The following is a 24,317-nucleotide window of genomic DNA, read 5'->3' on the forward strand; positions in this document are numbered from 1 at the left end:
TGATGGACGGCACAGCGTTGGTGCCGGCGCCGAGAGGTTGTTGGTCGAGTGAGGCGAAGCACGAAGAGCTCCGCGGCGGAGCAGGCGCGGGGGAACTTCACGCCGCCGCAGTCGGCGACGTCTCCTGCCGGCCGGTCCGGCGCCGCTGCCGGGGGCGGTGACACCGTCGCGAGCGGCAGCCGGATGGCGCCGCGCAACTGGCGTGTGCCCACCAAGCTCAACGCCATTCTGCTGATCCCGGTGATCGTCGGCCTCGTCATGGGCGGGTTCCAGGTCAAGAGCTCGATCACCACCTGGAACAGCGCGCGGGACGCCGAGCAGGTCGCTCTCGTCGTACGGGCCGCTTCGGCATACGGCGAGGCGCTGCTCGCAGAGCGCGACAACAGCGCTGAGCCGCTTCTTTCCAACCACCGTATTGACTTCAACGTCAAGCGCGCTTACAGCAATACGGACGCGGCCGCCAAGTCCTTCGACGCGGCGGTGAAGCACCTGCCGAAGACCAGGGACCTCCAGCGCCGCCTCAAGCTCTTCCGCGACGAGGAGCCCTCCCTCGCCACGCTGCGCAAGACCGCGTACACCGCGGCGATGGACCCGGTGAAGACCGAAGAGGGCTACGTCAAGGTCCAGCACTCGCTGATGGAGTTCTCCAATGAACTCGGCCTCGGCACCAGCAACATCAACAGCTACGGCCGCACGGTCTACGCCCTCCAGCTGGCCCAGGCAGCAGAATCGCTTCAGCGCTCCATCGGTACGCATCTGCTGGTGCGCCCGAGCCAGGACCCCGCGACCTTCCAGGCCCAGGTCGTCGCCTTCAACTCGTACAACTACCTGGAGCAGATCGCACTCCAGGAGTACGTGTCCGGCGGCACCGAGGCGGACGTCGCAGCGCTGAAGACGGAGATGGCCGCCCAGGCCGCCAGTGCCAAGAACTACGTCTCCCGCGACAAGGAGGCGGCCAAGGGCAGCAAGAAGCCCTATGTGAACCCGCCGTCCAAGGGCGGCTCGATGTTCGACGGCATCGCGTCCGAGATCGGCAAGGGCCAGACCCCCGCGGCGCTGAAGGCCAAGGGCATCGACTCCGAGTCCTGGGCCATCGCGGCCGGTACCAGGTTCAACGGCTACAGCACGGTCGAGAAGAACCTGGTCGACAACGCGGTCGGCGACGCGGCGACGATCTCGCACCACGCGAAGAACGACGCCATCACCAACGGCGCCGTCGTCCTCGTCGCCCTCCTGGTCGCCTTCATCCTGGCCGGGATGATGGCCCGGCAGATGAGCCGGGCGATGCGGCGCCTGCGCACCGCCGCCTTCGGGGTGGCCGAGCAGCGGCTGCCGATGCTCGTCGACCAGCTCTCCCGTACGGAGCCGGGCCGGGTGGACACCCGGGTCGAGCCCATTCCGATCCACACCCAGGACGAGATCGGCGAGGTGGCGCGCGCCTTCGACCAGGTGCACCGCGAGGCGGTCAGGCTCGCGTCGGAGCAGGCCATGCTCCGGGGCAACGTCAACGCGATCTTCACCAACCTCTCGCGCCGCAACCAGTCGCTCATCGAGGGCCAGCTGACGCTGATCACCGACCTGGAGAACAACGAGGCCGAGCCCGAGCAGCTGGAGAGCCTCTTCAAGCTCGACCACCTCGCGACCCGGATGCGCCGCAACGGCGAGAACCTGCTCGTGCTGGCGGGCGAGGAGCCGGGGCGGCGCTGGAACCAGCCGGTCCCGCTGGTCGATGTACTCAGGGCCGCCTCGTCCGAGGTGGAGTCGTACGAGCGCATCGAGCTGACCGGGGTCCCCGAGACCGAGATCCACGGGCAGTCCGTCACCGACCTGGTGCATCTGCTCGCCGAGCTGCTGGAGAACGCCACCACGTTCTCCTCGCCGCAGACCAAGGTGCGCGTCACGGCGACCCGGCTGCCGGACGGCCGGGTGATGATCGAGATCCACGACAAGGGCATCGGCCTCACCGCCGAGGACTTCGCGGACATCAACCACAAGCTGGCCAATCCGCCGACCGTGGACGCGGCGATCTCGCAGCGCATGGGGCTGTTCGTGGTCGGCCGTCTCGCCGACCGGCACGGCGTACGCGTGCAGCTGCGCCCCTCGGGTGAGCAGGCGGGCACCACGTCGCTCGTCATGCTCCCGGACGCCATCACGCACGGCGGTGGCGGCGAGCAGCTGCCCGCGGACGACTTCAGCGTCTCCTCGATCATCCCGGAGCAGCAGCCGCGCGAGCAGCAGTCGATCCCGCAGGCTCCGCAGCGTACGGCCGCCGAACTCGGCTTCGACGACGCTCGTTACGGCGACACTCGATACGGCGACAGCGAACCGCGCCGCCTTGACCCGGTCAACCGCTCGCTGATGCGTGAGGAGCGCCGGGCGGCGGTGGAGGGCACCCACGACGGGGGCGGCAGGCCGCTGTTCCGCGACGAGGTGGCGGAGCCCGGGCAGCCGTACGGGCAGCCCCAGCAGTACGCGCAGCCCGCACAGCCCGGCAGCGGTTACGAGCAGCCCGGCGACGGCTACGCGCAGTACGGCCAGGAGCCGCAGCAGGCGTCGTACGACCAGAACGGCTACGCGGCCCGCACAGCGCCGGACGACTACCGGGACGGGGCATATCCGGACTCCGGCCACCCGGCGTCCGACGGGCTGCAGCCGCAGTACGACAGCGCGTTCGAGCCGCAGCCCCAACAGGGAGACTGGGCTGGTCAGGCCACGTACCAGGACGGTTTTCGGTCGGCTTACCAGCCGGAGGCGGAATCTGCACAGGGCGCTCCCGCAGCCGCTCCCGAACGCGTAGGCTTCGACCGTCCGGGACCGTCTCCGAGCACCTCCCACGAACTGACCGACGCCGGCCTTCCCCGCCGTGGCGGTCAGCAGCAGGCCCCGGAGCCGTCCCCCGGAGCACACCGGCCCGGTCAGCAGAATTCCGGCCAGTCCCAGGCCGGGCAGCAGAATCCTGAGGAGCAGAACGACGGGGAAGAGAGCGGGGAGAGCAGCCGTCCCGACGGCTGGCGTTCGTCGAACGACGAGCGCTGGCAGCGGGCGGACAAGCTGCGCGAGCCCAAGGCGGGCGGGGTAACTCCCTCCGGTCTCCCCCGGCGGGTGCCCAAGGCCAACCTGGTCGAGGGCAAGGCTGAGCAGACCCCGCAGGGCGGCCCCCAGGTCTCCCGCGCACCCGAGGACGTCGGGGGCAGGTTGAGCAACCTGCGCCGCGGGGTCCTGCGGGGGCGCAACGCAGGTAGTGACACGAACAGTCAGGCCACCGGGAATCACCACGGCGGTCCTGACAGCACCTACAACCAGGAGCGTTAGTGTGAGCCCGATGAGCCAGGCGGCGCAGAACCTGAACTGGTTGATCACCAACTTCGTGGACAACACCCCCGGGGTGTCCCACACCGTGGTGGTCTCCGCCGACGGACTCCTTCTGGCGATGTCCGAGGGGTTCCCGCGTGACCGCGCCGACCAGCTGGCGGCCGTAGCTTCCGGGCTGACCTCGCTCACCGCGGGGGCGTCCCGGATCTTCGAGGGCGGTCATGTCAACCAGACCGTCGTGGAGATGGAGCGCGGCTTCCTCTTCATCATGTCCGTCTCGGACGGTTCCTCGCTGGCCGTGCTCGCTCACCCCGAGGCCGATATCGGCCTGGTGGGTTACGAGATGGCCCTTCTGGTGGACCGTGCGGGCAGCGTCCTGACGCCGGATCTCCGTGCCGAACTGCAGGGCAGTCTTCTCAACTAGCAAACAGACAGTGCGTTTCTCGCCACCGCGCCATAAGGTGCGGTGGCGCGGCCCCACAGGACAGCGACGGGCAGTCGGAGGAGGAAACGTGGCAACACCCCCAGGCGGTCACCCTTACTACGGTGAACAGCGGGTTCCGGGCGGGTATGACCGGGACCGTTTCGACTTTCCCTCCACGCCGGGCAGACACGGCAGGCAGCACCAGCAGCCGGAGCCCCCGTCGCCGTACGACCAGCCGCCGCGCATCCAGCCGGTGCAGCCGCACTGGAGGCCGCACCAGCAGCCCGACCCGGCCCCGGCTCAGGACCGCAATCCCCTGGTGCGCCCGTACGCCATGACCGGCGGCCGGACCCGGCCCCGCTACCAGCTCGCCATCGAGGCGCTGGTCAGCACCACGGCAGAACCGTCGCAGCTGCAAGGGCAGTTGCCCGAGCACCAGCGGATCTGCCGGCTCTGTGTCGAGATCAAGTCTGTTGCCGAGATCTCGGCACTTCTTACGATTCCTCTCGGCGTCGCCCGGATCCTTGTCGCCGATCTGGCGGAGGCCGGGCTTGTCGCCATCCATCAGCCCGGCGGCGACGATGCCGTCGGCGGCCAGCCAGACGTGACACTGCTCGAAAGGGTGCTCAGTGGACTTCGCAAGCTCTAGCGGCGGTGCAGCCCGCTCCACTACCTCCGCGAAGATCGTGGTGGCAGGGGGCTTCGGCGTGGGCAAGACCACGTTCGTCGGCGCCGTCTCGGAGATCAACCCGCTGCGTACCGAGGCAGTCATGACGTCCGCATCAGCGGGCATCGACGACCTCACGCACACCGGGGACAAGACCACCACCACGGTGGCCATGGACTTCGGACGCATCACCCTCGACCAGGACCTCATCCTCTACCTGTTCGGCACCCCCGGACAGGACCGCTTCTGGTTCATGTGGGACGACCTCGTACGCGGCGCCATCGGCGCCGTCGTACTCGTCGACACCCGCCGCCTCGCCGACTGCTTCCCGGCCGTCGACTACTTCGAGAACTCGGGACTCCCCTTCGTCATCGCCCTCAACGGCTTCGACGGACACCAGCCCTACACCCCCGACGAAGTACGCGAAGCACTCCAGATCGGCCCCGACACCCCCATCCTCACCACCGACGCACGACACCGCGCAGACGCGAAGAGTGCGCTGATCACGCTGGTCGAGCACGCGCTGATGGCCCGCCTGCGTTAGCGGGGCCCCGGCCGTACAGCGAAAGGCGCCCGCACCCTCCGGAGAGGATGCGGGCGCCTTTCGTGTGGCCGGTGCGGGCGACCGCTCCGGCGGCGGGCTCAGCCCTGCCAGGAGTGCGGGGCCCGGAAGCCCGGGGTGCGCTCCAGGCGGCGCCAGCCGGCCGTGGTGCGGGGCGTGTGCAGCGGGGCCTCGGGCTGGTTGCCGGCGCGGGCCAGCAGGATCGCGGTGATCGCGGCCAGCTCCTCCGGCTCCGCGTGGCCCTTCTCGACGCGCAGCAGCGATGCGGCGGCGGTGGGAGTACTCAAGGTCTTTCCCCTTACTGGGACATACGTGCTGTGGCTGTGGATTACTGCGGCGGGTTGCCGTGCTTGCGCGAGGGCAGGTCGGCGTGCTTCGTACGCAGCATGGAGAGCGACGCGATGAGGACCTCGCGGGTCTCGGCCGGGTCGATGACGTCGTCCACGAGACCGCGCTCGGCCGCGTAGTACGGGTGCATCAGCTCGGCCTTGTACTCCTTGACCATCCGGGCGCGCATGGCGTCGGGGTCCTCGGCCTCGGCGATCTGCTTGCGGAAGATCACGTTGGCCGCGCCCTCGGCGCCCATCACCGCGATCTCGTTCGTCGGCCACGCGTAGGTGAGGTCGGCGCCGATGGACTGGGAGTCCATGACGATGTACGCGCCCCCGTACGCCTTGCGCAGGATCAGCGAGATCCGCGGGACGGTGGCGTTGCAGTACGCGTACAGCAGCTTCGCGCCGTGGCGGATGATCCCGCCGTGCTCCTGGTCCACACCCGGCAGGAACCCGGGCACGTCCAGGAGGGTGATGATCGGGATGTTGAACGCGTCGCACATCTGGACGAAGCGGGCCGCCTTCTCGGACGCCTCGATGTCCAGGACACCCGCCAGGGCCTGCGGCTGGTTCGCCACGATGCCCACGACCTGGCCGTCCATCCGGGCCAGCGCGCAGATGATGTTCCGTGCCCAGCGCTCGTGGATCTCCAGGAAGTCGCTGTCGTCGACGAGCTCCTCGATCACCTGGTGCATGTCGTAGGGGCGGTTGCCGTCCGCCGGTACGAGGTCCAGCAGCCGCTCCGAGCGGCGGTCCGCCGGGTCCTCGCTGGGGTGCGAGGGCGGGTTCTCCCGGTTGTTCGACGGCAGCATCGAGATGAGGTAGCGGACCTCCGCGATGCAGGTCTCCTCGTCGTCGTACGCGAAGTGCGCGACGCCCGAGGTCTCGGCGTGCACGTCGGCGCCGCCGAGGCCGTTCTGGGTGATCTCCTCACCCGTCACCGCGCGGACCACGTCCGGCCCGGTGATGAACATCTGCGACGTCTCGCGCACCATGAACACGAAGTCCGTGAGCGCGGGGCTGTAGGCGGCGCCGCCGGCGCACGGGCCGAGCATCACGCTGATCTGCGGGATGACACCCGAAGCACGTGTGTTGCGCTGGAAGATCCCGCCGTACCCGGCGAGAGCGCTGACGCCCTCCTGGATACGGGCGCCCGCGCCGTCGTTCAGGGAGACCAGCGGCGCACCCGCCGAGATGGCCATGTCCATGATCTTGTGGATCTTCGTGGCGTGGGCCTCGCCCAGCGCGCCGCCGAAGATCCGGAAGTCGTGCGCGTAGACGAAGACCGTCCGGCCCTCGACCGTGCCCCACCCGGTGATCACACCGTCGGTGTACGGCTTCTTGGCCTCCAGGCCGAAGCCGGTCGCCCGGTGGCGGCGCAGCTGCTCGACCTCCTTGAACGAGCCCGGGTCCACCAGGAGCTCGATGCGCTCGCGCGCGGTCAGCTTGCCCTTCGCGTGCTGGGCCTCGGTCGCTCGCTCACTGGGCCCGCTCCTGGCCTGCTCGCGCAGTGCCAGCAGTTCCGCCACCCGTCCACGTGCGTCGGTGGGCCGGCCCGCGGTCTCGTCCAAAACGGTCATGTTCCGACCCTACGAACTGCGCCAAGAAAACGCGCAGTGCACTTCGCACAGTCTCCGGACCAGTTTCCTGGCCGCCCTGGACAGAAGAGCCCGGCGGCGCAGCCGAAGTGCCATCCAGTACCACCCTGGATTGTGGAGTTCCCACAACCACTCGGGGCGGGGGGTGTCATGGCGTAACAGCAGCGCGGCCGGGCCGTCCGGTGTCGGGTCAGCCGAGTACGACCTCGCAGGCGTGTGTCGCGCCCGCCGTTCCCGGAGTGATCCGCAGCCGCAGCGATGTGCCGGCAGAGACCACCTGTACGGAGGAGTCCGCACTGGTCACCCGGCGTACCGGCTGCTTCCAGACGATCTCCACCGGCATACCGGTCCGCGGCGGCTCACTGATGTGCAGGGTGGCGGTGCCCTTCTTGCGTCGCACCAGCACGCTCGCCGGAGCGGAGGCGGTGAGCCGCTCCACCGTACCGGCCTCCCAGAAGTTCACCGCGGTCAGCCCGAGCGAGCGTACGGCGACCGCCTGCTGTGCCGCCGTATTGGTCAGTACCTCCAGCCAGCCGCGGTCGGCCGCGCGGGCCGCGAGGGTGCGGGCGGAGGCACCGGGCATCAGCAGATACGCGTACGAGGCGTCCACCGGGTCCGTGCCGTGGTCGAGCCAGAGGGTCTGGAAGGTCCGGGTCTGCCGCTCGGTCGAGCTGGTGGTGTTGATGTCGTGCCAGGCCCCGGTGCGGGCCTCGCGCAGGGTGTGCAGCGCGTCGGTGCCACCGGGGAAGACCCATCCGCCGTGTCCCGCGAGGTGGGCCCAGCGCGGCCGGCCGCCGCCGTCCAGGGTGAACGCGCCCGCCCCGTCGGCTCCGAGGCTGCGGTTGTCGACCACCGTCTCGACCGGGACGCCGTCGGTGGCGGTGATCCCCGCGCCCAGGCAGATCACCGTGTCCGCGACGCAGAACCAGGACTTGCGGGCCTGGAGGGTGGAGAGCAGCCCCTTCACATGCTGGCCGACGGCCGCGAACTCGCCGTCGCTCGCTCCGCCCACCCACTGGACGGCCGGTTTGGCGGCGCCCCACTCGCCGCCCGCCTCGTCGGCAAGCCGCTTGGTGGACACGGTGGTTCCCGGCATCCGGTACGGGTCGACGGTCGGCCAGAACCAGTCGGTGTACTGGTCGTTCGCCTGCTTGCCCGGCCACCAGTAGAGCATTCCGGCGCCGGTGTGCCAGCCGTGCAGGTTCTCGCCGTTGCCGCACTCGTAGTACGAGATCCGCTCGGAGGACATCGAGATGTTCGCCGCCCAGCCGGGGCGGCGGTGCACGGCACGGTCCATGGAGGCGAAGAGGTTGTGGGCGACCGGCTCGGGGGCCGCAGCCACCGGGGCGGCGGCGACCGCGTGCAGCCGGGAGAGGTCGGCGACGCCGAACTGCGTCGAGGTGAGGACCGGGGCCGTGGTGTCCCGCTCGATCCAGCCCTTGACCATCCCCTGCCAGCGCAGCCGCTCGGCATCGGACGCGCCGCCCGCCATGACCGCGATGGCGGCGATCAGTCCCTTCCCGTGGAAGTGGTCGCTGCGCATCACGTGCTGGTCGTCGTTGGCGAGGTAACCGCGGCTGACCGCACGCCCGTTGACGCTGTCCATGGCCAGACCGTTGTAGATGACGGGCGCGTAGGCGTGCTCGACGCTGTCCAGGATGATCTGCCGGTTGGGGTCGGTGACGTCCCAGGTGGAGCCCGCGAGCAGGGTGAAGAGCCGGCCGAGGCCGTCCAGCATGACCTGGCCGTAGGTGCCCGAGTAGGCGATCGACGTGTGCTGGAGGAACGAGCCGTCGGGGTAGAGCCCGTCGCTCTTGGTGACGTACGGGAAGACGGGCGAGAGCGCGTCGCGGGCCAGCGCGATCTTCTCCGGGGAGCGGCCGTTCACCCCGCGCATGGTGACCGAACGGCAGAGGTCGACCCGGTTGGCGCCGGTCGACGTGCCGGAGTAGTCGGCGAGCACCGAGTCGGGGATGAAGTGGTCGACGGCCGCGCAGGCGGCCTGGATCTGGGTGTCGGTGAGGTGGTCGTAGAGGGCGGCCACCAGGTCCATCAGCAGCCGGGGGCTGCCGATCTGCCACTCCCACCAGTTGCCGTAGACCGTCGTCGTGGGGTTGTAGATCTTCGCGGAGAGGTGGTCGATGCCGGTGATCACATCGGCGAGCAGCCCGGCGTCGCCGGTGAGCCCGGTGCCGTCCTGGAGGTATGCCTCGGCCATCGTCCACAGCCGTGAGTAGCTCTGGGTGATACCGGCCGGCGGGTCGAACGGGTAGTCCGCCCAGAGGGACTTGTCCGCAGGAGCCATCGACGCCCGGAACTGCGCGGCGAGTTGGCCGGTCGCCTTGAGCTGGGACGCGTACGGCTCCGCTGTCGCGTCGTAGCCGGTGCCGAGCGCCAGGTCCAGCCAGCGGCCGCGCAGCGTCGCGAACTCGTCGCCGGAGCCGGTGCCCGCGGCCGTGGCCGCTCCGGCGGCGGACGGCGCCGATGGGGCTGCGTTCGCGTACGGCACGGACGTCAGGGTGAGCGCACCGGCGCCCGCGGTGGCGAGGAAAGCGCGACGGGACCAGGGGGGCAGCGAGGGCACAGGGGACTCCCGGAGACAGGGGGCATGGATCTGCTAACCGCTGGTGTAGCAGGGCCTCAACGGCCGGGCAATGGTCTGGACAACATGAACAGAAAGCGCTTGCTCCCGGATCATCGTGAACCGGGAGCAAGCGCTTTCTCCAGTCATTCCCCAGTCGGCACCCGACCAGGTCCCGCCCGGTCTCCGACCGGCCGGTCAGCTTCCGCAGTGGAAGCGGGCGTCGCCCCAGTCCGCGTGGTCGTTGCCCGGCCCGTCGCCGCCGTCACCCGTGACGAGGTCGACGTACTTCGCCCCGGTCACGTCGGCCGTCAGCGGCCAGGCGCCGTCGGCGCCCCTGAGCACCGGCGACTTCACCTTCTCCGTGCCGTCGGCGACCACACTCAACTGCACGCTGCCGCGCGTCCCCTGCGAGCTGTCGAGACCCGCCTGCGCGGTGAAGGACGTGCACCGGCCGCCCAGGTAGTAGCGGATGGTGCCGGGCGATGCGGTGCCGAGCCCCTTGGCGTACACCGTGCCGCCGATGGTCAGCGGTGTGCCGTCGCCCGCGGCTGTCTCGCCGTTGTCCATGTCCTTCTCGGCCGGTCCCCAGCCGTTCTCCATGGACGTCCAGTCGAGGTCGCTGGCGTAGCGGTCCCCGGTGGGCGGCGGCGGGAGCGTGCGGACCGAGGCGGACGCGGTCAGCTTCCTGGTGCTGCCACCGACCGTGTACGAGCCGGTGGAGCTCAGCTCGTAGGGCTGGTACGCCGCGTCGGCCGGCGGGGTGACCTGCCAGCTGCCGGTGGCCTTGGCGCCCGGGGCGACGGTGTCGAAGGTGACAGGCCCCGCGGGCTCGGCCTGCCAGCCGTCGGGGAGGTCCAGGCTCACCGAGACACCGGTAGCCGCGGTCGCCTCGTAGTTGGTGAAGGTGGCCGACACCTTGTTCTTCGCGCCCGGTTCCAGGGTCTGGCTGTCCGGGTCGACGGAGAGCGTGCCGCAGGCGGCCTGTCCGCTTGCCGGGCCCAGGTCGGTCACCGTGAAGTTGTCGAGCACGAAGTCGGCGCCGTCGGGCGCCCCTTCGGCCTTGCGCAGCCCGGTGAAGGTGTCCCCGCAGCCGGCCGTGAGCTGCTCGCTGAAGTGCCCGGTGGTCCGCTGCCTGCCGATGGGCGTGCTCCGGGTCTCCACCGAAGCGGCGCCGGAGCCCGACGTACGGTCGTAGCCGTCGACCCACGCGTAGGCGCCCGCGTCGCTCGACTGGTAGTCGAACCGCACCTGGTACGCGTGGCCTTCGGCCATCGGCACGGTCCACGGCGCGGTCCGGTAGACGAGGCCGGTGTTCTCCTCGTGCGACTTCAGCGACTGGCCGTCGCCGATGACGTCGTCGACGGCCTTCCCGTTCCACCCCGCCTGGGTGTACGGGGCATGCTTCTGCGCGATATGGGTGCGGGGGTCGGTCTCGCCGCCCGCGTCGCCCTTGAGGAAGGGGCCCCAGCCCTGGTCGACGTGTTCGAAGTCCTCGGACGCGACCGTCCCCGGCCTGACCGTCGGAGCGTTCGCCACGACCCGGATGTCATCGAGCCGCACGGTGGCCGCCGAGCCCTCGGCGGCCTCGATCCTGAGTGTGGTGGCGCCGTTCGCCGGCGCGGTGAAGTTGACCGCGGCCCGCTGGAAGTACGTGCCGTGCCAGTCGGACGCGGCGACTGTGTTCTTGGCGGTCGACCGCTCGACCAGCACCGACTTCCCGCCCGCCGAGAGCGTCGTACGTCGCGACCGGCCGGGCTGGACCTCGATCCAGGCGGATGCGGAGTAGCGGGCTCCGGGCTTGAGGCCCTTGAGCTGCTGGGAGACGGCGGCCGTGCCGCTTCCGGAGAGCGCGGCGCTGTTGCGGCCCTGGCTGTCGGTGTCCCGTACGGCGGTGCCGGTCCGCTGCCAGTCGCTCAGCTTCGCGTCGTTGAAGCCGGGGTCCTTGACGGCGGTGTCCTGGCCCCAGCGGGGGTCGGCCTGCTGCGGGGCGTGGTCCGGGTAGAGCACATACGGCCGGCCCGCGGCCGCCGTCAGGGTGATCCGCCCCTTGACCGGCTTGACGGTGCCGACCTCGGTGCGCCCGTTGTCGGTGAGCTTGTAGACGGTGTACGTGCCGCTCCCCGGCACCTCCCAACTGGTCGTGCCACCAGCCTTGTTGTAGTGGTAGAGCTTCTTGCCGCCGCCCCAGGGGATCAGGTAGTCGTTCCCGTCGATGACCTGCCGCCCGTGGTCGTAGACGGCGCGCTTACCGTCCTTGACCGTGCCGGTCACCCCGCCGGTGAAGGTGATGTCGTTGCCGTCCCAGCGGGTGATCTTCTGGTGCTGGAGGTACTTGGCGGGGAGGTCCTTCTGCCAGACGGTGTCGTAGAACTTCGTCCAGTCGGTCTCGCCCGTCCAGCCCTCGAACTCCTGGATGGCGGTCTGCCCGAGGACCGGATCGTTGTTCCAGACGTCCTTCTCGTCGTTCCGGATGAACCGGATGATCTTCGAGTTGAGGCCCTTGTTGTGGGCGTCGCCGTAGTCCAGGTCATTGGCCCAGTGCGACCAGAGGGTGTCCCGCTCGAACTTGTCCGCCCACTCGGACGCCAGGTTCCAGCCCTGCTTGCGGACGGCCTCGGCGGTCTTGTCGGCGATCCAGCCGTGGGTGTAATAGACGTCCAGGTAGAGCAGCGAGAGGTTGGGGTCGGTCTCGTTCCGCAGCTGCCGGAGCCGGTCGGTCAGGTCGCCGCTGTTGATGTCGTGGCGCTGGTCGATGTAGTAGCTCTGGTCCAGCCAGTTCCAGCCCTGCGCGCTCTTGTCGACCAGGCTGTCGTCGAAGTGGTGGGCGACCGGGTAGGCCTCGGTGGCGTTGATGTGCGCGCCGAACGTGGCGCCCCACTTCTTGCCGTCCTTGAGCAGCTTGTTCAGGTCGGTGAGGCCGCCTGCCCGGGTGTTGTAGTTGCCGCCGTAGTCGGGATGCGCGGAGTCGTGGCCTTCCGACTGGTAGCCCTTGAGCAGGGCGAGCTGGCCGAGGCCGTCCGTGGCGAGCGAGATGCGCTTGACGTCGTCCAGCGTGCGCAGGAAGGGGTGGGTGGCCTGGCTGGCGAAGTTGAACGGGATGTGGGTGATCACCCGGTCCGGGGTCTCGTTCCCGCCCTTGGGCTCGATGGCGATCGTGCGGAACGCGACGGCGCCGTCCTGCCAGTCGACGGCCTTGTCGCCGTTGGCGTCCGGGGTGACGACGACCTTCGCCCAGGGCAGGTTGTTCCCGGTCTCCGGCTTGGCGGCGCCGTCGCCCCGGTAGGTCCACTGCCCGGACCGGACGCCGACCCGGATGCTGCCGTCGGCCTCCTTCTGCGCCTGGTGCCAGAAGCGGGCCGCGTCGCCGTTGGTGGCGCCGGACGGCTTGTCGTACGAGGAGTTGGACTCGACAGCGGCGGCCAGCTGCCCGGTGTTGACGATGGCGTACGTCGCCCCGACCGGTGAGGCGTCGGCCTTCGTGTCCGCTGTGACCTTGCCGAAGACGTCGGCGGTACGGGTCGAGTCCGCGTCGAGCCGGGTGAAGGCGGTGGCGGCTCCCGCGTCGTCGGACCCCACCGAGACCAGGTCGTGGCCGGGTATGTCGATGGTCCCGACCCGGAACGCCGCGGTGTCCCGTACGGCGGTCACCTTGAACGTGGTGGCGCGCCCCGCGACGGACAGCTTCGCGTCGATCTCGACCCCGGGCAGGGCGGCGAAGGTGAGGGTGTACGCGGCGGACGTGGCCCGGACGACGGGCGCGCCCTTCAACTGGACCGGGTACGGCTTGCCGTTGAGGGTGACGGCGGTGACCGGCTGCGTACTGCCGAGCAGCCGCGATCCGGTGCCGCGGTCGGTGTACGAGACGATCCGCGGGAAGTCCCCGGCGACGGCGACCGAGAGCTGGGCCGAGCGGATGACGGCCTCACCCCCGGCGGCGCCGGCCGCGGGCGCGGCGGTGACGGTGGCGGAGGCGGCCGGGAGGGGCCCGGCCAGGGCGAACACGGCGGAGGACGCGGCGACGAGCGCGCGGACGGATCTGAATCTTCGGGGCATGGTCACTGGGTATCCGCGCCCCGACCACCGGTCAACGCCGAACGCCCTTGCGGGCAGCGGCAGTCCAACAGCCGCTGCCCGAAAGTCCAAGCCGGGACGGCCCGGTCGGCGTCAGGCCGGCGGCCTAGCAGCCGCCGCAGTTGTAGAACGTGACGTCCCAGTGGCTGCCCTCGTCCGCGTACACATTGCCCGCGCCGGACTTCCACTGCGGATAGCCGTCACCGCGCAGGCCGATGTACGTGAACGTGTTCTTGACGTAGTTCGTCAGGCAGGTGGTCTTGGCGATGTCGAGCTTGTAGCCGTTCCAGTGCGAGTACGTGCCGGACGCGTGGCCCGTCTCGGTGCCTCCCGTGATGTTCATCGCGCAGCCGAGCGCGCCCTTGAGTGTCTGGGCGCCCTGCGCGGTGGCCAGGTTGAGCTGGTCGAAGGAGGTGCAGGTGGCGACGTTCCGGTCGGAGCAGCCGCCGGACGAGGACCAGGTGATGCCGGACGAGCGGAACATCGAGGTGGCGGTGGCGTGGCTGATCTTCGTCACGGCGAAGGCGTCGGTGGCACCTCCGATGACGCCGACGCCGGGGGCGAAGAGGACGCCGAGGACGAGCGCGAGCGCGGCGAGAACCGGGCGGAGTTTCATGGGGGATTCCTCCTGCTGATGTCTGCGATGACGGCGATGCCTGCGATGACTTCATTGCGTGCGTTGTCGGCGTTGTTCGCGTTGCCTGTGGGGCCGCTGTGCAGGTGGAGCGGGACAGATAGTGCCGCAGTTCTACGCGCGTCGCCAGAGGGCCGTCATCGTGCGCCGCACATCGATCTGCCCACCCGCCCGCACACCCCTTGCGAAAGATGTTGAATTTTGAACCAGATGCCCCTACAGTGAATCCGTCGAAGGTTGAAGATTAAACAAACACCTTGGACGCCACCCCTGCACGCACTCCCGCACCACCCTTCACCCGAGGAGGAGCCATGGCTCTGTTCAACCGCAAGTCCCCCACCGCCCCGGCCACCACCGCCACCCTCCCGGTGGACCCCGCCCTGGCCGCCCTGTCCGGTGACTACAGCATCGACCCGGCGCACAGCGCCATCAGCTTCACCGTGCGCCACGCCATGGTGACCAATGTGCGCGGCTCCTTCGCCGAGCACGAGGGCACGCTGCACCTGGACGGCTCCGACCCGGCGAAGTCCACCGCGGCCATCGACATCCGGATCGAGAGCATCGACACCGGAATCGCGGACCGTGACGGCCACCTGCGCAGCGGCGACTTCTTCGACGCCGAGCAGTTCCCGCACATGACGTTCCGCTCCACGCGCGCCGAGCAGCTCGGCGGCGACACGTACCGCATCGTCGGCGACCTGACCATCAAGGACGTCACGAAGCCGCTCTCCATCGACCTGGAGTTCAACGGTTCGGCCACCGACGTCTACGGCAACCAGCGCGTCGGCTTCGAGGGCAGCACCGAGATCCTGCGCTCCGACTGGGGCCTGACCTGGAACGCCGCACTGGAGACCGGCGGTGTCATGGTCAGCGACAAGGTCAAGCTGGCCTTCGACATCTCGGCGATCAAGTCCGCCTGATCACGGGCCCGTTGCCGAACCCTGCTCGCGCCGGTGCGCCGCGACCCGCTCCCGGGTGGCGGCGCACCGGCGCGAGCAGTACCGGCGGGCAGGACCGCTCCCCTCCACGCTGAAGCCGAAGCCCGGCTCAGAGCGGCTCGGAGATGCGGGCGAGCCAGCGGAGCAGCAGAGCGGTCTCCGCAGGTTCGAGGGCGTCCGTGCCGGTCAGTTCCAGTTGCGCCCGCAGGCGCAGCGCGGCCGAGTGCAGGGGATCGCCCTCGTCCTGTCCGGTCGGCCGGGTGAGCACCTGGGAGAACACCGCATCGCGCATCCGGTGCGAGACCGTCGGATCGTCGAACAGCGCCGGAGCTGCGATGTGGTGGAGCGTGATACCGACGTTCGCGGACAGGATCAGCTCTGCCGCGGTGCGCGGTTCGACTCTGAGGGCGCCCACCGCCGCGCACCGGACGAGCGCCGCGACGAGCAGGTCGAAAACGCGCTGCCGGGCAGTGGAGTGCGACCAGGGCCTGGGCGTGAACATCAGCTGGTAGAGCGCCGGATCGCGCTGCGCGAAGGCGTGGTGGCCGTCCCATCCGGCCAGCAGGTCGGCCACCGGGTCACCGGTCTGCTCCTGGGCTGCTTTGAGCGCGGCGTACCGCTCGTAGCCGTGGTCGGCCACCGCGTCGAGCAGTCCGCGCTTGTCGCCGAACAGCCGGTAGAGGACCGGCTGGGTGACCCCGACGGCTTCGCAGACCGCACGAGTGGCCACGTCGTGGTCCGAAGAGCCGGCCAATTGCTGCAGCGCGGCTTCGATCATCGCCGCGCGGATGGTCGCGTCCGTATCCATGAAATCAACGATACGCGACATGGCTAGCGCCGATAAAGCCCCCGTGCTAGCGTCGCCCTATCATCGATTTCGAACGTTGATATCAGCGATACGGAAGAGGGTGGTCATGAAAGAGCAGCGCGTCGCCGTGGTCACGGGCGGGTCCCGCGGGATCGGCCGGGCCATAGCGACCCTCCTCGGCACCCGGGGCTACGCCGTCGCCGTGGGGTACGCCGGGTCGGCCGACGCCGCCCGCCAGGTGGTGGAGACCATCACCGCCGCCGGGGGCCGGGCCATAGCAGTGCAGGCCGACGTGGCCGACGAGAACGCGGTCGCGGCGGCCTTCGACTCGGCGGAGAAGGAGTTCGGCGGCGTTGACGTCGTGGTGAACTCGGCGGGCCGGATGGGCCTGTCCCCCATCGCGGACCTCGACCTCGCCGTCCTGGACGACCTGTACCGCACCAACATCCGCGGCACCTTCGTCGTGGCCAGGGAGGCCGCGCGTCGCGTGCGCGACGCGGGTGCCATCGTCAACCTGTCCACTTCGGTGATGGGTCTTCAGTTCCCACAGTACGGCGCCTACGTCGCCAGCAAGGGCGCGGTCGAGGCGATGACGCTCGTTCTCGCACGGGAGGTGAGGGGCCGCGACATCACGGTCAACGCGGTCGCCCCCGGCCCCACGGCCACCGAAATGTTCTTCGAGGGCAAGGACGAGGCCACGATCGAGCGCCTCGCCAAACAGCCTCCGCTGGAGCGGCTCGGCACCCCCGAGGACATCGCCGAGGTCGTCGCCTTCCTGGCCGGCCCCGCGGGGCACTGGGTCAACGGTCAGGTCCTGCGCGCCAACGGCGGGATCGTCTGACGCCCGGCAGCCACGCTCCGGACCCTTTCGCCATCACATCCACCACATCCATCCGGTTTGCCCAACACTCCATCAGAGAGCAGGAATCACCATGCCTTTCGCCAACCTCAAGGTGCCCGCGGAAACCCTGACGCAGGAGTCGAAGAAGAAGCTCATCGACGCCGTCACCGCCGCCTACGCCGATGTCTACGGTGAGCGCGCCCGGGCCACCACCCTGGTGGTCATCGACGAGGTCCCTGACGGGGGCTGGGGCGTGGGCGGCACCATCCTCACGTCCGGGATGCTCGGCAGGAGCTGACCACCTGACGGCGGGTCGGGCGCCCCGGCGTCCGCCCCGCCGCCCGAGCATCAGAGGCCACCTCCCCCGGGCAGCCCGTCGCAACGCCCATCAGCCGGGTGGCTGCCCCCAGTTCCCTTGTTACCAAGTGCGGACAGAACCCGGTGAACAAACCCCCGCCCGGGTTCCATCACACAGGGTGTAGCGAACAGCAGCCCCGGTCGGCCGCCCTGCGGGGAGCAGGCGGAGGCGCCGGATCCTGACACCCATGGGGGGATTTCCAATGAAGACCACTCGCCGCGCACGCCGTACCGTCCGTTCCGCCGGCCTGCTTGCCGTCGCAGCCGCTGCGGCGTTCTCGCTGACCGCCTGCCAGAGCGGGGGCAAGGACGCCGCAGCCGGTGTGGAGAAGAAGGACTCCGTCTCCATCGCCGACTCCACCGCCCAGTCCACCGGCAACGGCGGTGCGGCCGACGAGTCCAAGACCATCGCCGACACGACCACGACCACGTCGGCGCCGATCCACACCCAGCCCCTGCCGGACGGCAGCACCGCCAAGATCTACCAGGTCGGCCCCCAGCACTACCTCGCCAAGCTCGTCCACAAGGGTGAGGTCTTCGCCACCCTGGAGACGCCCAAGCAGGACGCCGACGCCGGGCTCGACGCCAACGACATGTTCGTCGTACTCACACTGGGCGGCGAGGTCCACGCCTGGATGGGCGGCGGGCACCAGGGGCCGGGCACGTTCAAGCTCGCGGGCGGCTGGAAGACCAAGGTCACGAAACTCGGCGAGGGTCAGTACCGCGCGCAGATCATCGGCCACGACGGCGTGGACGCCACACTGAACGCGAACCAGCACGACGCCGGGGTCGACGCCAACGGCATCTACATCGTGCTCAGTTCCGGCGGTGTGATCAGCGCCCACGCGTAACCACCTGTCCCGCTGTGGCGGTGGAGCCGCCGGAGCCGCTCCACCGCCACAGCGCTGACAACCGCACCCGCCGGAATCTCCCGGGGTAGCGGATCACCGTCTCTGTCGAAAGGCAGAGACCCGGATCGGTCCTGAGGTCCACGTCCGCCCGCCCGAGGCAATCGATACTGGGCGGTGTGTCCCTTCTCAGCCGTTTCCGTTGCGCCCAGCCCGGGCGGGATGCTCCGGTGCGTCCGGGGGGAGTGGGCCGGGTCGTCGGGGAGACCGCCGGTGTGGCGGTGGCCGCCCTGTGTCTGTGGGCGGTCGCCCTGCGGCTGTGGGACCTGCCGCACGCCGGGGTCCAACTCTCCCTGATCCCGGTCGCCGTCGCTGTCTTCCCGCTGCGGCGGCGGTGGCCCGACGCCACGCTCCTGGTCCTCGCGGTGCTGACCGGGGCGGCATCCGTCGTCGGTCCGATCACGGCAGCCGCCGCGTACACGGTGGCGATCGGTACGGCCCGTCCGCGCCATCGTGTCCGGCTGCTGGGCGGCGCGAGTGCGCTGACCATGGCGTCCGCGACTGCGGCCGCCCCCTCGATCGGCCCCGGCCCTGCCACGTACGGCCTGGAACTCGGGCTGGCCATGGCGGTGACCGCCTTGGTCGTACCCGGCCTGGCCGGGACGGTGTCCGGGCAGCAGACGCGGCTGCTGCAGGCACTGCGCGAACGCGGTGACGCGGCCGAGCGGGCCCGCCGGTCCGCGGACAGCGAGGCCCGCATCCATGAGCGGTCCAGGATCGCCGCCGAGATGCACGACCTGGTGGGTCACCGGCTCAGTCTCATTTCCCTGCACGCCGGCGGTCTGGAACTCGCCCTCGGCACGGCCGACCCTGAGCTGCGTGAGGAGGCCGTCCTGGTCCGGCGTACCACCCGGGACGCGATGCGTGAGCTGAGGCAGGCGCTCGGGGTACTCGGCCCGCTCGGCCAGGACACCGGGCCGGACGCCTTCACCGACGCCACCGGCACCCGGGCCGATATCGAGGCGCTGCTCGCGCGGTCCCGCGACGGCGGCATCGCCGTGCGGCTGGAGTGGAGCGGCCCCGACCTCGACGTACGCCCGGCACAGGTACGGCGCGCGGTGCACCGGGTGGTGCGGGAGTCCCTGACGAACGTGCACCGGTACGCGGCGGCCTCCCATGTCACCGTGGCGGTGGAGCATGACGACCAGGCGGTGCGTGTCACCGTCCGCAACGGCGCGTCAGCCGTCTCGGCCGGCGTACGGCCCGGGGCCGGTACGGGGCGGGGTCTGCCGGGCCTGCGGGAACGGGTCGAGTTGCTCGGCGGCACCTTCGAGACGGGCGCGTTGCCGTCCGGCGGGTTCCAGGTGGTGGCGGCCGTCCCCGCGGAACCGGCCGACGCCGTCACAAGGAATCCGGGAGCGGGCGATACGGCGGTCTCTCCCCCGGACGGCACTGGTCCGGCGGCGCTGCCGCACGGCCCGCGAACCGCCGGGACGCTGATGTTCGGTCTCGGGGCGGCGGCCCTGTGGGTGGTGATGACGCTCGCGGTCAGCATGGTCTACGGCCAGCCGAGGGGCGCGGCCCCGCCTCCACAGCCGCGCCTCGGCATGACGTACCAGGAGCTGAAGGGCGTCTTCGACAGCCCGGCCGTACGCGCCGCGGCCGACGGACACGAACCGCCGCGCCCCGCCCGGACGGCGGGCTGCGTCTACCCAGCAGCCGGCCCCGGCCCCCGGCCCGGCGCCTTCACCATCACCCGCTACTGCTTCGACACTGCACAACGCCTCATCTCCATCGACCGCTTCACCGTCCCGTCCGTACGGGACGCCCCGCCCTGGGAGACCCCATGACCGCGCCCACAGAGCTGATCCGTGTGCTGCTCGCCGACGACGAGGCGATGATCCGGCACGGTGTGCGCCTGATCCTGCGGCATGCGGAGGGCATCGACGTGGTCGCCGAAGCCGCGGACGGGCACGCGGCGGTAGCGGAGGCCGCCGCGCACCACCCGGACGTGGCTCTGGTCGACATCCGGATGCCGGTGTGCGACGGTCTGGCCGCGATCGCGCCACTGCTCGCCCTCGATCCCGCGCCGCGCGTGGTGATGCTGACGACCTTCGGTGACGACGACAACGTGATGCGGGCGCTGCGGGAGGGCGCCGCCGGGTTCCTGCTGAAGGACGACGGGCCGCAGGAGCTGATCAGCGCGGTGCGGGCAGCCGCCGCCGGGGATGCCGTGCTCTCGCCGGGCGTGACCGGGACGGTGATCTCCCGGATGCTGTGTTCCGGTACCCCGCAGGGTGCCGGGGGCGCGCTCGCGAACGATCGGATCGCCCGGCTCACCGGCCGGGAGCGGGAGGTCCTGGTGATGCTCGGCCAGGGTCTTTCGAACCAGGACATCGCCGGGCGACTCGGCATCGGCGTCGGCACGGTCAAGACCCATGTGGGCGCCATCCTGGACAAGACCGGTTCGGCGAGCCGCGTGCAGGCCGCGCTGCTGGCTCACCGTGCCGGCCTGGCCTCCTGATAGGACCTTCGGCAGAGAAATGGCGACGGGAGTCTCCCCTCAGGCAGAGCCCAACTCCCGCCTTCAGCACGACATTTCGCCAGCTCAAGACCGTGATGATGGATGTGTCCCCCGGCTCGCGGCACTCCTCGCGGGCCGTCGTATCCGAGGCGGAGTCCCGATGTCGCACCCGTACCCTTCCAGCGCCACCCGCACCGAACCGGCCGCCCGCGCGACCGGCCTGACCAAGACGTACGGGAGGGGGGAGGCCCGGGTCACCGCACTGGACACGGTGTCCGTGGAGTTCACGCGGGGCCGGTTCACCGCGGTCATGGGCCCCTCCGGCTCCGGCAAGTCCACGCTGCTGCACTGCATGGCCGGCCTGGACCCGGTGACCGCGGGGTCGGCCCGGATCGGCGACGCCGAACTGTCCGCCCTGAACGACCGGCAGCTGACCGGCCTACGGCGGGAGAAGGTCGGCTTCGTCTTCCAGGGATTCAACCTGCTGCCCACGCTGACCGCGCTGGAGAACATCGTTCTGCCACTGCGACTTGCCGGCCGGAGGCCGGAGGCGGCGTGGCTGGACACCGTCGTGGCCACCGTCGGCCTCGCGGACCGGCTCGCGCATCGCCCGGCGCAGCTCTCAGGCGGCCAGCAGCAGCGCGTCGCCGTGGCCCGCGCCCTGGTCTCCCGCCCGGAGATCGTCTTCGCCGACGAGCCGACCGGCAACCTCGACTCCCGTTCCGGTGCTGAGGTACTGGGCTTCCTGCGCGACTCGGTGCGGGAACTGGGCCAGACCGTGGTGATGGTCACCCACGACCCCCTGGCCGCCACCTACGCGGACCGGGTGGTCTTCCTCGCCGACGGCCGGCTCGTGGACGACCTGGACGGCCCGACCGCCGACGCCGTGCTCGACCGGATGCTCGCGTTCGAAGCCCAGGGCCGCGCCACCTGACCGTATCCGTCAGCCCGCCACCGCCCTCCCTCACCACCCTGCGAAAGCTCACCATGCTGCGAACAGCCCTGCGCAACGTCCTCGCGCACAGAACCCGTCTGCTCATGACCGTGCTCGCGGTCTGCCTCGGCGTCACGTTCATCACCGGCGCCCTGGTCTTCGCCGACTCCACCACCGCCGCCTACCGCGCCGCCATGTCCCGCGACTACGCGGACATCGCCGTCAGCGTGACTCCGGCATACCGTCCGGGCGCCTCCGGCACGGAGCAGTACGGCGTCCTGGACGACGCCCTGGTACGCAAGCTGTCCAGTGTCACCGGCGTCGCCTCCGCCCGCCCGGCAGCCGACGGCTCGGTCACCCTGTCCGCCAAGGACGGCACACCGATGCGCGCCGACAGCCTGATGGGCAAGTTCGGTGCCGCCTACGTCCCGGGCGCCGACGGCAAGGACAGCCGCTACCCGCTGACGGCCGGCCGCGCCCCCCGGGGCAGCGGTGAGGTCGCGCTGGACGGGGGCACCGCGGCCGCCGCCGGCTATGCCATCGGCGACACCGTCACACTCGCCAAGGACGGGCCGGTCCTCCACAAGCGCCTGGTGGGCCTGGTGTCCGCCAACGACAGCCGGGTGAAGGCCGGCGGCACCCTGGCCATGTTCGACATGGCCACCGCCCAGAAGCTGTTCGCCGCCCCCAGGCACTACAACCAGATCGACCTGACCGCCACGCCCGGCACCAGCCAGTCCGAACTCGCCAACCGCGTCACCGCCGTCCTGCCCGCCGACCGCGCCGAAGCCACCACCGGCAGCGCCCAGGCCGACCAGCAGTCCGTTTTCATCAGCACCAAGACCCACAGCTATCAGCGGCTGCCCCTGCTCTTCGCCGCCGTCGCGCTGTTCATCGGCACATTCCTCATCACCAACACCTTCACCATGCTCGTGGCACGCCGCAGCCGCGAGATCGCCCTGCTCCGGGCGATCGGCGCTACCCGCCGCCAGGTGGTCCACTCGGTCCTCGCCGAAGCGGCCCTGGTCGGTCTCGCCGCGTCCGTTCTCGGGTTCCTGCTGGGCCTGGGGGTGGCCACGGTGCTGCCGGGCGTGCTGGACACCTCCGGCGACCTGCTTCCCAGCGGGCCGCTGGTCATCGGCCCGACCACGGTCCTCGCCGCGCTCGCCGTAGGGGTCGGCGTCACCGTGCTCGCTGCCTGGCTGCCCGCACGCCGCGCGGCACGGATCGCCCCCATCGAGGCGATGCGCATCGCCGAACAGCCACCGTCCGCCATGGTCTCCCGCGTCCGCGGCATCGTCGGCCTGGTCATGATCGCCCTCGGAACCGGCCTGCTGTTCTCGCTGAGCGACGCGACCAGCGCCACCGACGACAACCTCCGGACCGCGATGTTCGGGGCCGGCATCCTCGTGGTCGGACTGATCACCCTGGCCCCGCTGCTCGCCGGCCCGGTGATCCGCCAAATCGGCCGGCTCACCGCCCGCTTCGGCGTCGTCGGCGACCTCGCCCGCGAGAACACCCTGCGCGACCGGCGCCGTACCGCCGCCACCGCCGCCGCCCTGATGATCAGCACCGCGCTGGTCTCCGGCCTCGCCGTCATCGACCAGTCCACGAGCCGGGCCCTGGACGCCCAGGCCGCCGCCGGACTGAGCGCCGACTACGTCATCAGCACCCGCGACACCACCACCGCCATCGACTCCGCCGCCGTCCAGCGCGTCGCCGACGTGCCCGGTGTGCGGACCGCCTCCGCCGTGGCGGACTCCACCATCAGCGCCGGCCCCTACGCCAAGACGGTCTCCGGGGTGGACCCGAAGACCGTGGACGACGTGATGAAGCTCCACTTCCTGCGCGGTTCCGCCAGAGGGCTCGGCCCCGGGAGGATCGCCGTCTCCCACAGCTTCGCCCGTGACCACCACGTCACCACCGGCGAGCAGATCAAGGCGGGCATCGGCCCCGGAACCGGCGACCGCGACCGGCTCTACACCGTCGTCGGCATCTACCAGGACAACCCCACCGCCCAGGACGTCCTCGGCTACCGCGCCGACGTGCAGAAGCTCGGCTACCTGCCGGAATCCGTGCAGCGCATCCTGGTCCGCACCTCCGGCGACGCAGTCTCCGAGGACCTGGCCAAGCAGCTGCGTGCCGCGGTGAGCGACAGCCCGCTGCTCAAGATTCAGAGCCGCGACCAGCTCGTCCAGGAACAGGCCGGAGTCGCAGGCGAGTTGATGACCATGGTGTTCGGGCTGCTCGCCATCGGCGTAGTGATCTCCGCACTCGGAATGATCAACACTCTCGCCATGTCGGTCTCGGAACGCACCCGGGAGATCGGGGTCCTGCGCGCCATCGGCATGGACCGCTCCGACGTCCGCCGCATGATCCAGCTGGAGGCCGTCTGCGTCGCCGCCTTCGGCACCCTGCTCGGACTGGCAGGCGGGCTGTTCGGAGCGTGGAAGGTCAGCGGACTGGCCAACGGCGCGATCCCGCAGTACTCCTTCTCCCTGCCCTGGCCCACCCTCGCCCTCGTGGTCCTGCTCTCCCTCGCCGTCGGCGCGGTCGCGGCCGCCCTGCCCGCCCGACGGGCCGCCGCGCTCAGCCCCCTACGGGCCGTCACCGACGTCTAGGCCCTGTCCGGCCGAACTTCGTGGGCCCGCGACGCCTGGCACGCCCTCATCGACCAGACCATACGTCCCGGCTGCGTAACCGGAGTCTCAGCCGCGTCCCGGCAGCCCGGCCGGTGCCGGCCGGCGTCCCCGCGTAACGGGCCACCGGCGGAGGGCGCTTGCTGCCGCCCTCCGCCGGGTCCCGGGCCGGCCCGGAGGCTTCGCAGATGTGTACCGGCCCCGGAGCACGGCCTGTTGGCGCCGGCCTCCGGCAATGCGGTCT

Annotated in this window: 18 protein-coding genes and 1 pseudogene; 12 read left to right on the forward strand and 7 right to left on the reverse strand. The window is 70.5% G+C overall.

Annotated features, from left to right (window positions below; all coding sequences use genetic code 11):
* Window positions 1–48 precede the first annotated feature (48 nt).
* From OG210_RS05735 to OG210_RS05750, 4 genes are all read left to right on the forward strand, one after another.
* The gene (locus tag OG210_RS05735) at window positions 49–3,312 is read left to right on the forward strand and encodes a nitrate- and nitrite sensing domain-containing protein (protein WP_328331832.1); all 3,264 of its coding nucleotides are present in this window, start codon (window positions 49–51) and stop codon (window positions 3,310–3,312) included.
* 10 nt (window positions 3,313–3,322) lie between these two features.
* Window positions 3,323–3,736: a roadblock/LC7 domain-containing protein gene (locus OG210_RS05740; protein WP_164260062.1), complete on the forward strand. Its 414-nt coding sequence runs from the start codon at window positions 3,323–3,325 to the stop codon at window positions 3,734–3,736.
* A gap of 88 nt (window positions 3,737–3,824) precedes the next feature.
* Window positions 3,825–4,385 (forward strand): DUF742 domain-containing protein, encoded by a 561-nt coding sequence (locus OG210_RS05745; protein WP_328331830.1) that lies wholly within the window; start codon window positions 3,825–3,827, stop codon window positions 4,383–4,385.
* Window positions 4,366–4,947 carry an ATP/GTP-binding protein gene (locus OG210_RS05750; protein ID WP_014048542.1) on the forward strand — a complete coding sequence of 194 codons (582 nt, stop codon included), beginning with the start codon at window positions 4,366–4,368 and terminating at the stop codon, window positions 4,945–4,947. The genes OG210_RS05745 and OG210_RS05750 overlap by 20 nt, the downstream gene beginning before the upstream one ends.
* A 98-nt stretch (window positions 4,948–5,045) precedes the next feature.
* Here the strand turns inward: OG210_RS05750 and OG210_RS05755 are convergent, their stop codons facing one another.
* From OG210_RS05755 to OG210_RS05775, 5 genes are all read right to left on the reverse strand, one after another.
* Entirely contained in the window at window positions 5,046–5,252 is a 207-nt protein-coding gene (locus OG210_RS05755) for an acyl-CoA carboxylase subunit epsilon (protein WP_327295038.1), read from the reverse strand.
* Between the two features lie 41 nt (window positions 5,253–5,293).
* A complete protein-coding gene (locus OG210_RS05760; RefSeq protein ID WP_328331828.1) occupies window positions 5,294–6,877 on the reverse strand; it encodes an acyl-CoA carboxylase subunit beta in 1,584 nt (527 codons plus the stop codon).
* Window positions 6,878–7,085: 208 nt separating this feature from the next.
* Window positions 7,086–9,479 carry a polysaccharide lyase 8 family protein gene (locus OG210_RS05765; RefSeq protein ID WP_328331826.1) on the reverse strand — a complete coding sequence of 798 codons (2,394 nt, stop codon included), beginning with the start codon at window positions 9,477–9,479 and terminating at the stop codon, window positions 7,086–7,088.
* 195 nt (window positions 9,480–9,674) lie between these two features.
* Window positions 9,675–13,532, reverse strand: a complete 3,858-nt coding sequence (locus tag OG210_RS05770; RefSeq protein WP_371535161.1) for an endo-alpha-N-acetylgalactosaminidase family protein — start codon at window positions 13,530–13,532, stop codon at window positions 9,675–9,677.
* A 124-nt stretch (window positions 13,533–13,656) separates the two neighbouring features.
* Window positions 13,657–14,166 (reverse strand): hypothetical protein, encoded by a 510-nt coding sequence (locus tag OG210_RS05775; protein ID WP_328331822.1) that lies wholly within the window; start codon window positions 14,164–14,166, stop codon window positions 13,657–13,659.
* A gap of 329 nt (window positions 14,167–14,495) precedes the next feature.
* On the opposite strand from OG210_RS05775, the gene OG210_RS05780 reads away from it, so the two are divergent.
* Complete coding sequence (locus OG210_RS05780; protein ID WP_328331821.1) at window positions 14,496–15,104, forward strand: YceI family protein; 609 nt, start codon at window positions 14,496–14,498, stop codon at window positions 15,102–15,104.
* Here OG210_RS05780 and OG210_RS05785 read toward each other — a convergent pair.
* Both OG210_RS05785 and OG210_RS05790 read right to left on the reverse strand, forming a co-directional pair.
* Window positions 15,105–15,218: pseudogene (locus tag OG210_RS05785) on the reverse strand (CGNR zinc finger domain-containing protein); the annotation flags it as partial.
* A gap of 13 nt (window positions 15,219–15,231) precedes the next feature.
* Window positions 15,232–15,930, reverse strand: coding sequence for a TetR/AcrR family transcriptional regulator (locus OG210_RS05790; protein ID WP_328331820.1), 699 nt, complete (start codon window positions 15,928–15,930; stop codon window positions 15,232–15,234).
* 106 nt (window positions 15,931–16,036) lie between these two features.
* Between OG210_RS05790 and OG210_RS05795 the strand changes: the two genes are divergently transcribed.
* From OG210_RS05795 to OG210_RS05825, 7 genes are all read left to right on the forward strand, one after another.
* Window positions 16,037–16,771 (forward strand): SDR family oxidoreductase, encoded by a 735-nt coding sequence (locus OG210_RS05795; RefSeq protein WP_328331819.1) that lies wholly within the window; start codon window positions 16,037–16,039, stop codon window positions 16,769–16,771.
* A 91-nt stretch (window positions 16,772–16,862) separates the two neighbouring features.
* Entirely contained in the window at window positions 16,863–17,069 is a 207-nt protein-coding gene (locus OG210_RS05800; RefSeq protein WP_328331818.1) for a 4-oxalocrotonate tautomerase family protein, read from the forward strand.
* Between the two features lie 262 nt (window positions 17,070–17,331).
* Window positions 17,332–17,979 (forward strand): hypothetical protein, encoded by a 648-nt coding sequence (locus OG210_RS05805; RefSeq protein WP_328331816.1) that lies wholly within the window; start codon window positions 17,332–17,334, stop codon window positions 17,977–17,979.
* A gap of 227 nt (window positions 17,980–18,206) precedes the next feature.
* Complete coding sequence (locus OG210_RS05810) at window positions 18,207–19,826, forward strand: histidine kinase (RefSeq protein ID WP_328331814.1); 1,620 nt, start codon at window positions 18,207–18,209, stop codon at window positions 19,824–19,826.
* On the forward strand, window positions 19,823–20,500 hold the full coding sequence (locus OG210_RS05815; RefSeq protein WP_328331812.1) for a response regulator transcription factor: 678 nt from the start codon (window positions 19,823–19,825) through the stop codon (window positions 20,498–20,500). The genes OG210_RS05810 and OG210_RS05815 overlap by 4 nt, the downstream gene beginning before the upstream one ends.
* A gap of 160 nt (window positions 20,501–20,660) precedes the next feature.
* The gene (locus OG210_RS05820; protein WP_328331810.1) at window positions 20,661–21,434 is read left to right on the forward strand and encodes an ABC transporter ATP-binding protein; all 774 of its coding nucleotides are present in this window, start codon (window positions 20,661–20,663) and stop codon (window positions 21,432–21,434) included.
* 53 nt (window positions 21,435–21,487) lie between these two features.
* Window positions 21,488–24,055: an FtsX-like permease family protein gene (locus OG210_RS05825; protein ID WP_328331808.1), complete on the forward strand. Its 2,568-nt coding sequence runs from the start codon at window positions 21,488–21,490 to the stop codon at window positions 24,053–24,055.
* Window positions 24,056–24,317: the final 262 nt, after the last annotated feature.

It is taken from the genome of Streptomyces sp. NBC_00466 (assembly GCF_041433995.1).
Classification (GTDB): domain Bacteria; phylum Actinomycetota; class Actinomycetes; order Streptomycetales; family Streptomycetaceae; genus Streptomyces.

Excerpts from the sequence above, each read along its gene's own strand:
- OG210_RS05825 (WP_328331808.1), top strand. The coding sequence starts at position 21,488 with ATGCTGCGAACAGCCCTGCGCAACGTCCTCGCGCACAGAACCCGTCTG.
- OG210_RS05805 (WP_328331816.1), top strand. The coding sequence starts at position 17,332 with ATGAAGACCACTCGCCGCGCACGCCGTACCGTCCGTTCCGCCGGCCTG.
- OG210_RS05790 (WP_328331820.1), bottom strand. The coding sequence starts at position 15,930 with ATGGATACGGACGCGACCATCCGCGCGGCGATGATCGAAGCCGCGCTG.
- OG210_RS05780 (WP_328331821.1), top strand. The coding sequence starts at position 14,496 with ATGGCTCTGTTCAACCGCAAGTCCCCCACCGCCCCGGCCACCACCGCC.
- OG210_RS05760 (WP_328331828.1), bottom strand. The coding sequence starts at position 6,877 with ATGACCGTTTTGGACGAGACCGCGGGCCGGCCCACCGACGCACGTGGA.
- OG210_RS05820 (WP_328331810.1), top strand. The coding sequence starts at position 20,661 with ATGTCGCACCCGTACCCTTCCAGCGCCACCCGCACCGAACCGGCCGCC.
- OG210_RS05775 (WP_328331822.1), bottom strand. The coding sequence starts at position 14,166 with ATGAAACTCCGCCCGGTTCTCGCCGCGCTCGCGCTCGTCCTCGGCGTC.
- OG210_RS05800 (WP_328331818.1), top strand. The coding sequence starts at position 16,863 with ATGCCTTTCGCCAACCTCAAGGTGCCCGCGGAAACCCTGACGCAGGAG.
- OG210_RS05740 (WP_164260062.1), top strand. The coding sequence starts at position 3,323 with ATGAGCCAGGCGGCGCAGAACCTGAACTGGTTGATCACCAACTTCGTG.
- OG210_RS05795 (WP_328331819.1), top strand. The coding sequence starts at position 16,037 with ATGAAAGAGCAGCGCGTCGCCGTGGTCACGGGCGGGTCCCGCGGGATC.
- OG210_RS05770 (WP_371535161.1), bottom strand. The coding sequence starts at position 13,532 with ATGCCCCGAAGATTCAGATCCGTCCGCGCGCTCGTCGCCGCGTCCTCC.
- OG210_RS05815 (WP_328331812.1), top strand. The coding sequence starts at position 19,823 with ATGACCGCGCCCACAGAGCTGATCCGTGTGCTGCTCGCCGACGACGAG.